General features: G+C 59.5%; 12 protein-coding genes. 9 read left to right on the top strand and 3 right to left on the bottom strand.

The genetic code is table 11. The features are described from left to right. Positions 1-443: 443 nt before the first annotated feature. Entirely contained in the window at positions 444-1,310 is an 867-nt protein-coding gene (locus tag E4Q23_RS21600; protein WP_248595643.1) for an ImmA/IrrE family metallo-endopeptidase, read from the bottom strand. Then, the gene (locus E4Q23_RS21595) at positions 1,307-1,633 is read right to left on the bottom strand and encodes a helix-turn-helix domain-containing protein (protein WP_012806117.1); all 327 of its coding nucleotides are present in this window, start codon (positions 1,631-1,633) and stop codon (positions 1,307-1,309) included. Before E4Q23_RS21595 ends, E4Q23_RS21600 begins: the two co-directional genes overlap by 4 nt. Before the next feature lie 173 nt (positions 1,634-1,806). On the opposite strand from E4Q23_RS21595, the gene E4Q23_RS21590 reads away from it, so the two are divergent. The 5 genes from E4Q23_RS21590 to E4Q23_RS21570 all read left to right on the top strand — a co-directional run bounded on the left by E4Q23_RS21590 (position 1,807) and on the right by E4Q23_RS21570 (position 6,167). Further along, positions 1,807-1,971: a hypothetical protein gene (locus E4Q23_RS21590; RefSeq protein ID WP_012806116.1), complete on the top strand. Its 165-nt coding sequence runs from the start codon at positions 1,807-1,809 to the stop codon at positions 1,969-1,971. 133 nt (positions 1,972-2,104) lie between these two features. Continuing rightward, positions 2,105-3,289: a nucleotidyltransferase gene (locus E4Q23_RS21585; RefSeq protein WP_336511757.1), complete on the top strand. Its 1,185-nt coding sequence runs from the start codon at positions 2,105-2,107 to the stop codon at positions 3,287-3,289. Next, on the top strand, positions 3,289-3,744 hold the full coding sequence (locus tag E4Q23_RS21580) for a hypothetical protein (protein ID WP_012806114.1): 456 nt from the start codon (positions 3,289-3,291) through the stop codon (positions 3,742-3,744). Before E4Q23_RS21585 ends, E4Q23_RS21580 begins: the two co-directional genes overlap by 1 nt. Before the next feature lie 48 nt (positions 3,745-3,792). After that, complete coding sequence (locus E4Q23_RS21575; RefSeq protein WP_012806113.1) at positions 3,793-4,728, top strand: S-4TM family putative pore-forming effector; 936 nt, start codon at positions 3,793-3,795, stop codon at positions 4,726-4,728. Next, positions 4,725-6,167: an SMODS domain-containing nucleotidyltransferase gene (locus E4Q23_RS21570; protein WP_012806112.1), complete on the top strand. Its 1,443-nt coding sequence runs from the start codon at positions 4,725-4,727 to the stop codon at positions 6,165-6,167. The genes E4Q23_RS21575 and E4Q23_RS21570 overlap by 4 nt, the downstream gene beginning before the upstream one ends. A 305-nt stretch (positions 6,168-6,472) precedes the next feature. Here the strand turns inward: E4Q23_RS21570 and E4Q23_RS21565 are convergent, their stop codons facing one another. After that, complete coding sequence (locus E4Q23_RS21565) at positions 6,473-7,105, bottom strand: tyrosine-type recombinase/integrase (protein ID WP_169068507.1); 633 nt, start codon at positions 7,103-7,105, stop codon at positions 6,473-6,475. A gap of 73 nt (positions 7,106-7,178) precedes the next feature. On the opposite strand from E4Q23_RS21565, the gene E4Q23_RS21560 reads away from it, so the two are divergent. The 4 genes from E4Q23_RS21560 (at position 7,179) to E4Q23_RS21545 (ending at position 12,501) form a co-directional block, all read left to right on the top strand. Beyond that, a complete protein-coding gene (locus E4Q23_RS21560) occupies positions 7,179-10,208 on the top strand; it encodes a Tn3 family transposase (RefSeq protein ID WP_169068506.1) in 3,030 nt (1,009 codons plus the stop codon). Between the two features lie 213 nt (positions 10,209-10,421). Beyond that, entirely contained in the window at positions 10,422-11,102 is a 681-nt protein-coding gene (locus tag E4Q23_RS21555) for a ParA family protein (protein WP_169068505.1), read from the top strand. Then, positions 11,062-11,352 (top strand): ribbon-helix-helix domain-containing protein, encoded by a 291-nt coding sequence (locus E4Q23_RS21550; RefSeq protein ID WP_169068504.1) that lies wholly within the window; start codon positions 11,062-11,064, stop codon positions 11,350-11,352. The genes E4Q23_RS21555 and E4Q23_RS21550 overlap by 41 nt, the downstream gene beginning before the upstream one ends. A gap of 66 nt (positions 11,353-11,418) precedes the next feature. Then, positions 11,419-12,501 (top strand): replication protein, encoded by a 1,083-nt coding sequence (locus tag E4Q23_RS21545; RefSeq protein WP_248595642.1) that lies wholly within the window; start codon positions 11,419-11,421, stop codon positions 12,499-12,501. Positions 12,502-12,682: the final 181 nt, after the last annotated feature.

Genomic DNA, 12,682 nt, shown 5'->3' with positions numbered 1-12,682 from the left:
GTGACCTCTGCATAGTACTTTGTGCCTCGGAGAATGCACTCACGTAGGCTGCGGACCTCGGGGGATGCAAGGCCACCGGCAACCTCTCCGTTAAAGAGCACAACAACAGACTCAACACCGCTACCGGCTTGGACCGTGACATCTAGCTTGTCATGCACATGAATGCCGGCGAGCACTGCAGGTTTAGGCGAACTTAGCTGAGTGTCGATGACGATGGCCTCGCAATTGTCAGGTGGCGCAAAACCACCACCTCCTCCGCCCCCCAGAACCAGACATCTGACCTCCTCCTATCGGCTGACTAGACGCTACATCATGACATATGCGCGACGGATGCGCCGCAGTTACCTAGTCACTGCAGGAAAATCATTCCTGTCTTGACGTGGACGCTGACGCGCTTCCGTCACCGCAAGCTTACAGCCGAGGCTCTTGGCTTGGGTCGGATTTCAGAACGTGGGCGGTGTAGTCGTCATGTCTTCGTCCGGGGCGTCATGATGTTCCACTCCTGGCGTGTCGAAGATAAGCAGAGAAAGTGACATGTCATATCGATCGGAGAGGACCGCCATCTCGCGCACGGGCAGCTTCATGGGCCAGACGCCTTCGGGGTGTTCGACACCCGATCGGTAGTCGGTCGTTGAAAGCGCTATGCTGGGATTTACGGCAAAAGAGTCCGAAGGAAGCTCCATGCCCACTTGGAGCGCGTCGAACGTGTATCTCTTCGCACTGCCACTGGCCTTCCACCAGTGCAGCATCCCCTCGCGCCCCATGACGGCGACCGCTGCTTGGTCGGTGAACTCCAACCACTTGAGGATCACAGCGGTGAGCGAAACGCCGTAGCGGTCGGCGCACTCGCCCAACAGGTCGAGAGTGATTCGACGCCCGCGCACCTGCTGGGTATAGTCGTCGATGGGCATGAGCAGATACGATGCGAACTGATCCGCTTCGCGTTCGATCCTCGTGCCCGTAATTCCCAGGGTCGCGTTTTGTGAGCACTGGAACGCCTCCTGCAACTTGCGGTGCAGGACGTAGTGCCCGAACTCGTGCGCCACGGTGAAATTGGAGCGGCCTGGCAGGTCGGGGTGCGGGTGGTACAGCAGCGCCCAGACTTTTCTCTCCTTTAGCCAGAACAGGCCACCCTCAAAGCCTTTCAGCTCCTTGGCTTGCAACTCCCCGATGGGGGCCTCTGGCACCACGTTTCTAGACCATTCCTGCGCCAGCGCTCCGGCATTGATCGGAAACGTGAGGCCATGGACGGCGCGCCATAGTCGCGCCATCTTGATTGCCTCACGCTTGGGAGAGAGCGGCGCGATCAAGGGCCGGCCTTCTTGTCGAGTACGCTGAGGATCTCCTGTAACTGCTGCTTCACCCCGTTGTCCAGCGACTGGTACTTGCGGAAGAACGCCTCGTCGGCCACGTCGATCGAGGGTTCGGCGACGTCATCGTTCATCAGGAACTCGGGTGTCACGCCCAGGACCTTCGCCACCTCGTGGATCCGGTCTGCGGAGGGGCGGGCCTTTTCCTTGTTTTCCAGTTCCCACACAGATGACTTGGACGCGCCGATCTGCTCCGCGAACTGCTCCAGAGTCAGGCCTGCCTTCTTCCGCAGTGCGCGGACCTTTTCACCCAATGCTGGCATCTCGTTCGGCTTTCCGATAAAAAAAAATTCTTGACTCCGGAAGTTCGGAAGTTCATACTTTTAATTATGTGCTTTCCGAACTTAATGCGCAACCCCGACTTGGTAACACAGCCTGCCGGGGAGAGGCCACTGGGCGGAACGTCGCAATCAACCAATCCTAAAAGGGGATGACCATGAGCAAGATATTGAAGCCCGGCACGCCGGCACCGAGGTCCGGTCAGTACAAGAACCCGGGTACGGGGAATGAAGTGACCGGGGTGAAGGGCAAGCCCTTGCCCCCCACGCCGCGGCCGGGTCAAGGCTACACGCTGGTGGATCCCACCAAGCACAAGCGCTGAGCTGGGACGACTCCAGGTGTAGCGGCAACAAAGAAAGACAACAACCTCAAGGAACCCCGTGATCTGCGAACCTGTGACTCTTCCCCAACGCCCCCTCATCTCGACGCGGTCGTCCGCCCGTTTCTTCCACTTGGTGGATGCCATCGCCCGGGCAAACGAGCCAACGCCGACCCAGTTGACGGCGCTGGAACGTTCATACAACAGCACCGGCGAATTTCTTTCGGGCTGCTCGGAGTTCCATGGCGATCTGATCCAGATCCATGCCCACGGCTCTCGCCAGCTGGGCACCATTGTGCGGCCACGGGATGGCTCACGGGAGGGCTTCGACATCGACTTGATCGCCCGGCTCACGCCAGAGGCTCGTCGCAAATACGAAGGCGACCGCGGTCCGGCCTTGCTGCTCGATCGTTTGCACGGGGTGCTGTCTCGTTACGCCGAGGCGCACGGGCTGCAGCTGCATCGCTGGGAACGTTGCGCGACACTTGAGTATTCTGACGGCATGTTTGCCGACATCGCGCCTGTTATCGATGCGCCGCTGCTCGCGGCGCCGTTCGGAGACACGCATGGGCTCATCCCAGATCGCGAACTTCGGCGTTTCGACTCGACAAACCCGCGTGGCTACGCGAAGCACTTCGATCTGGCCGCCGCCATCTCTCCGAACTTCACGGCCGCTCTGAGCTTCTCGGAGGCGATGGACTCCGTGACGCGCGCGGACGTCACCCCTTTGCCGGACGCACAGGAGGTGTTCGGCCGGCTCCTGTGCCGCTTGGTTCAGCTGTTGAAGCTGCATCGCAATGAGGCATTCGGCGTCGTACAAGTCGGCCAGGACATGGCGCCGTCGTCGGTCTTCCTGACGACGCTAGCCGCTATGGCCTACGCGGTGGAGGCGCCACAACCGCATGAAAGTCCCTTGGAACTGCTGCTTGATATCGTCGTGCGCATGCCGCTGCACTTCGAGCGCATCTCGCGGCCCGATGGCACTGAAGAATGGGTATTGCCCAACCCGTCGGCGCCGAAGGACAACCTCGCAGCGAGCATGAATTTGCCAGCGCGGCAGGAGGCATTCTTTTTCTGGCACCGGCGACTGATCAGCGACCTGAACCGCATCTTGAATGCGATCGAACATCATGAAGGTATGGACGTGCTCCTCAAGGCACTGCAAGCCGCTTTCGGTTCTCACAGCGCCGGAGCCATTCAGCAGGCGCAAGCTGAGCGCCAAAGCGCAAGCCGCGCTGCCGGCCGGGTGACGTTGATTTCTTCGGTGGCCGCTGCGCCGATCAACGTCCCGGTGCGTTCGCACACCTATTTCGGGCGTTGATGACGCGCTATCCCATTGCGCCGACCCCTACGTTGGCCCAGCGGGCATTGGAGCTACGCGCGTTGCCTCTCGACGGTGCGCGACTTGTGTTCTTCTCGGGCCGCGCCTTGCACTACCGGTTTCGCCTGGCGCCCAGCGAGTTCGGCCGGATTTATACGTGCGAACTTCGTCTTACGCCAGACGCCCGGGCACCGGAGATGTTCGTGCTGGATCCCGACTTGAAGACCCTGGCGGACGAAGAAGCCCTGCCTCATATCTATCCCAGCAAGGGGGTAGGCACCAAGCTGTGTCTGTGGTGGCCCAAGCAGCGCGAATGGCTGCCGCAGATGAAGCTGTCGGAGACCTACATTCCCTGGACTTCAGAATGGCTGTGGTACTTCGAGGATTGGCTCGCAACAGGCACCTGGTCTGGCGGGGGTAATCATCCTCGGATACGCGTGACGCGCTGGGCATGAGGAATGTCGGTGGCTAAGGAGAGCGCGGCAACACAACAAGGAAAAGAGATGAATGAAATCGACAAGCAGCAGGTTCAGCCGAGAATGCTGAACCTGCTGCGTGCCCGGACGCTGATCTACCGGCGCGCCAAGAACTACCAGGCCGTCGGGCTGGTGATCTCGCTGGGGCTGCCGTTAGTGGGGCTCGCAGCAGCAGCGCTGTTTTCAGCGTCGAAGCCGTTCATCGCGCTCTTTGCCCTGACCTTCAGCTACTTGGAAGTGCTGTTCTTCGACCCCTGGCTCAGAACGCAACTCAAGACTGCTGCCAAGCTGCAGGAGGACTTCGATTGCACGTTGTTGGGAATGGACTGGAACGTATTTCTGGCCGGCAGTCGGGTCGACCCTGAACAAGTGTTCGAGGATGCCTGTAGAACACTCAGCGCGAAAGACGAGAAGCGTCTGCTGGATTGGTACCCACTGACCGTCAATGCCCTGCCGCTTCATCTGGCCAGACTCGTGTGCCAGCGCACCAATATCTGGTACGACAGCGCGTTGAGAAAGCGCTACCGAATGGTTTTGCTGTTCGGTGCCGTTGCGATCATGTTTTTTGTCGGAATGGGCTCCCTGTGGATCGACACCACCATAACCTCGTTCGTCCTGTCGACGTTGGCCCCGATGACGCCCATGATGATCTGGGCATTGCGGGAGCGCAATCGGCACGCGGCGACTTGCGAATTGCTGGACCGCTTGAACGAGGACGTGAAGAAGCTCTTCGACAAGTCGCGTGCAGGGGCAACGGAACAAGAAATCAGCATGAGGTCGCGTGAGTTGCAGGATGCCATCTACAACCATCGCGTTTCCAGCCCGCTGATCTTCGACTGGATCTACAACCGACTGCGCAGCCAGATGGAGGAGCGCATGAATGCCGGCGCTCAGGAACTGGTCGACCAACTGCGACTAACACCCGCGCCAATGACCATGACTACAAAGTGGGATGAAAAATGAAGCTAATCCAGGACTTCAACACCTTCTTGGTCTACACGGTCAACCTCAACAGCACACGGTTCGGCCAACTCGAGAATGGCATTGAGGCCATCAAGACCTCGGTGAGAGGGCTAAATTGGAAGCCAACGATCGTCGGATTCGCGGCACACGGGTCGTGGGCGCACAAGACCATCATCAAACCTTTGTCCGGGGATCCGTTCGATGTAGACCTGCTGGTATACGTAAAGCCCGTCGCAAGATGGGAAGCGAAGGACTACATCAACGAACTGTATGCCGAGATGGGAAAGCGCGGATTGTACAAGGACAAGATCCGTCGGTACTCGCACTGCATCACCATCGAGTACGCTGGCGAGCGCAAGATCGACGTGGCGCCCTGCGTGAAGGAGCGCCTTCAATCGGGCGCCTGGGAGGTGTGCAACCGCGGTACCAACTCTTTCGAGAAGTCCAACCCGCTGGATTACACGAACTGGCTAATCGAACGTAATGCCATCAGCGGGAGCAATAATTTTCGCAAGACAACCCGCTTGCTGAAATATCTGCGAGACATCAAGACGAACTTCACGTGCCCGTCCTTTCTGCTGACGACGCTGCTAGGAATGCAGGTCTATGCATCGGACAAGGGGACGCCTGGTTTTGTCGATGTCCCCACGACACTGAAAACGCTGATTGACCGTCTTGACGATTGGCTACAGGCGAACCCAAGCAAGCCGACGGTACGCAACCCCGTACTCTTCGAAGAAATTCAGAGCAACGCCTGGGACGATACGAAGTACAGCAACTTCCGAGCGAAGGTCAACCTGTACCGCGGCTGGATCGATGACGCGTATGACGAGCCGGACAAGGAGGAGAGCATCGGCAAGTGGCAGCGTGTCTTTGGGGACGACTTTGCGGTTCGAGAAGCCGAGGAAAAGGCGAGCAAGGTCAGCGAAGTGGCGCTGGCAGCGATCAGGGGAACGCCGTTATTGGAGGGCGTTGGCGACCTGGTAGCGCTGGTGAAAAAGATCGGCCGGGCGGCGTTGCCAAGCGGATTTGATCGGCTGCCGCACATGCGCCGCCCCCGATGGCGAAACGTGCTTGGCACTCGCCTGAGCGTGAATGTCGGCGCGCAGTTGTGGACGGCGCGCGACGGGCAGCAACTCCATACGCTTCGCAGCCTAGAGCCTTTGACGTCTGGGTTTTGGGTGCGTTTCAACGCCAGAAACAATCAGGGGCTTCCGTTCCCGGATACCTACAAGGTCGAATGGCGTGTGACGAACACGGACGAAGTCGCACGTCGTGCCAATGCCCTTCGCGGCGACTACTACCGATCGGATAGTTCGGGGGTACGCTGGGAGCAGTTGTCATACCGTGGGGTTCACATGGTGGAGGCGTTCCTGATTCGCAAAACCGACGACGTCCTCCTTGGAAAAAGCGAGCCGTTCTATGTGGTCATCGAATAGCGGTGGTGGAGTGCGGCTGATGTCGAGTGTGGAGCGTACGCAATGTTTGCTCAGCGCAACTGCACCAAACAGGGTACAACGGCAGAATGCCCACAATCAGTCTGGAGAGGCTAGCCAGACCAGCAACTGCTGAGGCCGAGCACCAACGGCCGGATCGGACTGAGAGCAGCCGCTCAGATTTTTCAGACCACTCGCCGAAGCGCGGTCCGCGGCGCGACACGGTCACCACTGCGACCGCGAAGGGGGGGGTGTAAGCCGGAACCCCCGAAAATTCCGTCACCAGCCGAAATCGAAAAAGGCGGGGTTCAGTCACGCCAAAAATCCTTGAACCGATCCGACGCTAGATCGGTGTAGCGGGTGGTGTGCTGGATGTTGCGGTGTCCCAGGTAGTGCTGGATCGCGCGCGTATCCTGCCCGTCGTTGGCCAGCTTGTAGCCGGTGGCGTGGCGCAGCATGTGCGGGTGAATCGAAAATTCGATGCCGGCTTCGCGTCCGGCCCGCCTGACGATCTTGCACACTGCATCGGTGGTGAACGGTGCCTTGCGCTCGCTGACGAACACGTAGTCGGTCTCTGGATAGTCGCGCTGCAGGCGGCGCAGCGCGCGCAGCTCCGGCCCACGCAAAGGATGGACCGATGCGATACCGTGCTTGCGTCGCGTCACGTGCAGGAGGCCTTGCCGCAGATCGACCTGATCCCAGCGCAGGCTGACCAGCTCGGAGACGCGCAAGCCATGACGGTAGGCGATCAGGATCAAGGCCGCGTCCCGGGCTCCGTGCCGGCCGACGCTTGCCGCCGCCGCCATCAGCGCCGTGACCTCGTTTTCCGACAAATATTCGCGGCTGCGATAGGCGGCGTTCGCCAGGCGCCCCGGAACTTTCCGGTTTTCGATGCTTGGCGGGTCTCGATCCTGAGGCGTGGAAGCCGCGTCGACGCTCATGGGGGCAATCAAAACTTTCTGTATATGGGTCATTATATGGAAAGTTTTCCTGGTCAGGGTGAGCACTGCGTCGATGGAGACCAAGAGCAAGCGACTGAGCGTACTGTCCGAAGCCGAACAAGAGGCGCTGTATGGCCTTCCCGATTTCGACGACGGCCAGCAACTGGACTTCCTGTCGCTGTCGGAAGATGAGCTGGCACTCGCCAACACTCGGCCCGACATGGCGGCGCAAGTCTACTGCATCGTTCAGATCGGCTACTTCAAAGCCAAGCAGATATTCTTCCGCTTTGGCTGGGATGACATCGAGGACGATGCGGCCTTCGTCCTCACTCGCTATTTCCAGGGTGAGCCCTTCGAGCGCAAGGCAATCACCGACCACGAGTACTACACCCAGCGTAAGCTGATCGCCGAGCTGTTTGGTTTCCGCCTGTGGTCGGGCGAGTTCTCACCGCAACTTGCCCACCAGTCAGCACAGATCGTCCGACGCGACGTGACACCGAGTTTCGTCGCTGCCGAGTTGGTCGTCTGGCTCCATGAGCGCAACATCGTCCGACCGGCTCACACCACGTTGCAGGATGTGATCAGCGAAGCGCTTTCTGCAGAGCGTCATCGACTGGGCGACCTGCTGGAGCGGACCCTTGACGATGCCGGCAAGGCGGCGCTGGCGCAACTGATCGTGCGCGACGGCACACTCTCAGAGCTGGCGGTTCTGCGCCAGGACGCCAAGGATTTCCGCTGGCGGCAAATGGCCAAGGAGCGCGAGAAGCGCGCCAAGCTGGCGCCGCTGCACGGTATCGCCAAGACGCTGATGCCCGAGCTCGGCATCTCCCAGCAAAATATCCGGTATTACGCCAGCTTGGCCAGCTTCTACACAGTCCACGATCTGCGCAACCTCAAGCCCGAGCAAACCCGCCTGTATCTGCTGTGCTACGCCTGGCTGCGCTACCGCCAGTTCACCGACAATCTGGTCGATGCGCTCGCCTATCACATGAAGCAGTTGGAGGACGAGACCAGCGCGGCCGCCAAGAAATCCTTCGACGCCGAGCACCTGCGTCGCCAGCAGGAAACACCGCAGGTCGGACGCCTGCTTTCGCTCTATATCGATGACAGCGTGGCCGACCCCACGCCGTTCGGCGACGTGCGGCAGCGCGCCTACAAGATCATGCCGCGCGACACGCTGCAAAGCACCGCTCAGCGCATGAGCGTGAAGCCGGCCAGCAAGCTCGCACGGCACTGGCTGGCGGTCGACACGGTGGCCGAGCGCGTGCGCAAGCACCTACGGCCCTTGTTCGCCGCACTTGATTTCGCCAGTGCCAAGCCAGACAGTCCGTGGCTCGCGGCGCTCACGTGGGCGAAGGGCGTGTTCGCCAAGCAGCAGCGGTTGTCGCAGCGCCCGCTGGCAGAGTGCCCAGCCGTCACGCTGCCGAAGCGGCTGCGGCCGTACCTGCTGACCTTCGATGCCGGCGGCAAGCCGGCTGGACTACACGCCGACCGTTATGAGTTCTGGCTGTACCGCCAGATCAGGAAGCGCTTCCAGTCAGGAGAACTCTATCTCGACGACAGCCTGCAACACCGTCACTTCGCCGACGAGCTGGTCTCGCTGGACGATAAGGCCGACGTGCTCGCACAGATGGACATCCCGTTCCTACGTCAGCCGATCGAGGCCCAGCTCGACGTGCTGAAGAAGGAACTGCACGCGCAGTGGATGGCGTTCAACCGCGAGTTGAAGCAAGGCAAGCTGACGCATCTCGAATACGACAAGGACACGCAGACGCTGACCTGGCACAAGCCGAAGGTCGATAAAATGCCAGCGCGCGAGCAGGCGTTCTATGAGCAGTTGACGTTCTGCGACGTCGCCGACGTGTTCCGTTTCGTGAACCGCGAAACCAACTTTCTGGCGGCACTGACACCGCTGCAACCGCGCTACGCCAAGAAGGTCGCCGATCCGGACAGCCTGATGGCGGTGATCATCGCCCAAGCGATGAACCACGGCAACCTGGTTATGTCGCGCACCAGCGACATTCCGTACCATATCCTGGAAGCGACCTACCAGCAGTACCTGCGCCAAGCCTCGCTGCAGGCGGCTAACGACCGCATAAGCAACGCCATCACAGCGTTGCCGATCTTCACATATTACTCGTTCGACCTCGACACGCTGTACGGCGCCGTCGACGGGCAGAAATTCAGCGTCGAGCGGCCAACCGTGAAGGCACGCTACTCGCGTAAATACTTCGGTCGCGGCAAGGGTGTCGTGGCCTACACCATGCTGTGCAACCACATTCCGCTCAACGGCTACCTGATCGGCGCGCACGAGTACGAGGGCCACCACGTCTTCGACGTGTGGTATCGCAACACGTCCGACATCGTGCCAACCGCGATCACGGGCGACATGCACAGCGTAAACAAGGCCAACTTCGCCATCCTCTACTGGTTTGGCCGACGCTTCGAGCCACGCTTCACCGACCTCGAAGCGCAATTGAAGGAGCTGTACTGCGCCGACGACCCGGCGCTGTACGAGAAGTGCCTGATTCAGCCGGTCGGGCAGGTCGGTTTGGACGCAATCGTGAATGAAAAACCGGACATGGACCGGATCGTCGCCACGCTCGGGCTGAAAGAGATGACCCAAGGTACGCTGATCCGCAAACTGTGCACCTACACCGCGCCGAACCCGACGCGGCGGGCGATCTTCGAGTTCGACAAGCTGGTCCGCAGTATCTACACGCTGCGCTACCTGCGCGATCCGCAGCTCGAACGGAATGTGCATCGCTCGCAGAACCGCATCGAGTCCTACCACCAACTACGTTCGGCCATCGCCCAAGTCGCCGGCAAGAAAGAATTGACCGGCCGCACGGACATCGAGATCGAAATCAGCAACCAATGCGCGCGCCTGATCGCCAACGCGATCATCTACTACAATTCGGCGATCCTGTCGCGACTGCTGACGAAGTTCGAGGCGGCTGGCAACGCCAAGGCGTTGGCGTTAATCAAGCAGATTTCTCCCACGGCATGGCGGCACATCCTGCTGAACGGGCACTACACCTTCCACGCGGATGGGAAAATGATCGACCTGGATGCCATAGTTGCTGGGCTCGATCTTGGGTGACAAAATTTTCGGGGGTTCCGGCTTACACCCCCTAACGCAAAAGCTAGTCAGCGGCATGGGCTTGCGCCCATGCCGGATACGGGCACGGCGGTGCCCTGCCCTGGCGATACGTCCGCCCCAACCTTCCGTCCATCTTCGTTTCGCTAGGAAAATCGCTTGACACAGAAACCAAGCTGTTCAAAACTCAACATGTTTACATGTTGAGAGAATTACATGTTCAAAATTGCGATTATCGGGCAGAAGGGCGGCGACGGCAAAACCACCCTCGCCCTTGGCCTCGCCGTGGCGGCAACAGAAGCCGGGTTGGACGTGGCCATCATCGACCTCGATCCCCAGGCGAACGCCGCCAACTGGAAAGACCGGCGCACCGCTGACAACCCCGCCGTTATCTCCGCCCAGGTGAGCCGACTCAAACAAACAATCCGGACCGCCGAGGAGTACGGCGCGGATTTGGTTCTGATTGATACTCCTGGCCGTTCGGATAGCGCCGCTATCGAAGCTGCTAGGTGCGCTGACTTGGTGTTGATTCCCGTTCGACCGCAAATTTTTGGTCTTGAGACCTTGCAAGGCGTTCGTGACCTGTTGCGCGTGGCGGGTGATCCTCTCGCCTATGTGGTCGTTAATGGCATCCACCCCCAGGCAACGAAGGCCGCCGAGGCTGCCAAAACGCTTATCGAAGCCACCTTCGCCTTGAAGGTTGCGCCAGTACATTTGTGCCAGCGCGGGGGGTATGCCGAAGCGCCAACTACCGGCAAGACCGCCCAGGAGTTAGACCCGGAAGGTAAAGCGGCTGACGAACTTCGCCGACTTTACATGTTCACAACTGAACTTCTTAATATGTTGGATGGTAAACATGAGCACAAACAAAATGGCCGCGTTGCAAACCGCGCTTAAAACCCCTCAGCCGCAGCCCGTTGTCTCAGCCCGCCCAGCAGCCTCACCAACAACGGCAAAGGCTACCGCTAGTTACACAGCGCCGAGCCGTACCGGCAAGACAAACCTTACTGCGTATCTGTCCCCGGACTACAAACGCAATATGCGCTTGATCCAGGCCAAAACGGGGCGCAGTTTGCAAACCTTGATCGCCGAGGCGCTTAACGACCTGTTTGCGAAATATGACGTGCCCGTCATTGACCACGAGTGAACATGTCAGCATGTAAACTTGTTGACAAGTGACTATGTTGTGCAAGGGACTGCGGAAGGGCAGGACATGATCGACAGCAGCACATGGAAAAAGAGGCTACCGCGCCGCAAGGACGTTGCGCCCGTGCCGGATGACGCCTTCGCCAATCGGCAATTGGACTTGTTTCAAGGCTTCCTGGCCAACACCGAGGACAAGCGCGAAGCTCTCTCGAATGCCGTCGATCTGTGGGATAGCATCCCACGCTATGCCATTTCGCGGCTGCGGATGAACGCCATGAGGACGGCGGAGGGCTTCCTCGACGTGATGGAATTACCGTTCAACTACAGAGGAAGGCCGCTCACCGCGCTGATTTATCCGGCACGCGTCAAAGACAAGAACGGCCAGCGACTTAGCTACTATCCAAGCGCCCGCGAGGAACTCATCGAACACGCCTTACGCAAAATCTCCACCGATCAGCATTCCGGTTTTTTCGATCAGCAAAGCTACCGCAGCGGCGCGCGATTTTCCCTGTATCAACTTCGCAAGGAACTGGAACAGCAAGAGCACAGCCTCCGCTATGACGAACTCATCGAGGGGTTGGACATCCTTTCACTCAGCGCCATCGAGATTGTGGCCACGAACGATGACGGCGACGAGGCATTCGCCCGTTCAACTTACCTGGCCGCATTGACTGGCGTAAAGCGCAAGGATTACGAAGCCGACCGCGATGTACGATGGGCGGCGCAGTTTCACCCGCTGGTGACGCAGAGCATCGACCAAGTGACTTATCGGCAGTTCAACTATCAGCGTCTCATGCGGTGCAGCACACAGCTTGCACGCTGGCTCATGGGGCAACTGGTACTGAAATACACGCAAGCTGCCCTTATCAATAGCTTCGACATGCGCTACAGCACCATCAGGCGCGACAGCGCCTTGCTCAATGGTTATGGGCGCGAGCGCGATGCCGTTGCCGCGCTCGATAGCGCATGGGAAGAACTCAAGACCATGGGCACATTGGCCGTCGTCAGAAAGACTGAGCAGCGAGGCTCCCGCGCCAAGTTGGAAGACGTGACCTACACGCTGTTCCCGACCCGCGATTTTGTCGCCGAGCAGAAAGCCGCCAATCGTCGCCAGAATGATGCAAAAGTATCGTCTAGTCCAAGCCGTTGACCGACAGCAAAGCTTTAAGCCAACGCTGGAACAGACCGGGGATGCCAAGAGCTTGTTGAACCCCTTGTTCGACCTTGTGGAAAAACCCAAGCAGCGCACCTGAGAGCAGGGGGAATAGGTCGCGGGTCACGCCCCAAGGTCAGGGGGAATAGGTCGCGGGTCGGGAACAGCGTGTAGGTCA

The organism is Candidatus Accumulibacter phosphatis, from assembly GCF_012939955.1.
GTDB classification, from domain to species: domain Bacteria; phylum Pseudomonadota; class Gammaproteobacteria; order Burkholderiales; family Rhodocyclaceae; genus Accumulibacter; species Accumulibacter delftensis.
The sequence above is the reverse complement of the archived record's forward strand: the minus strand, read 5'-3'. Positions and strand labels throughout refer to the sequence as shown.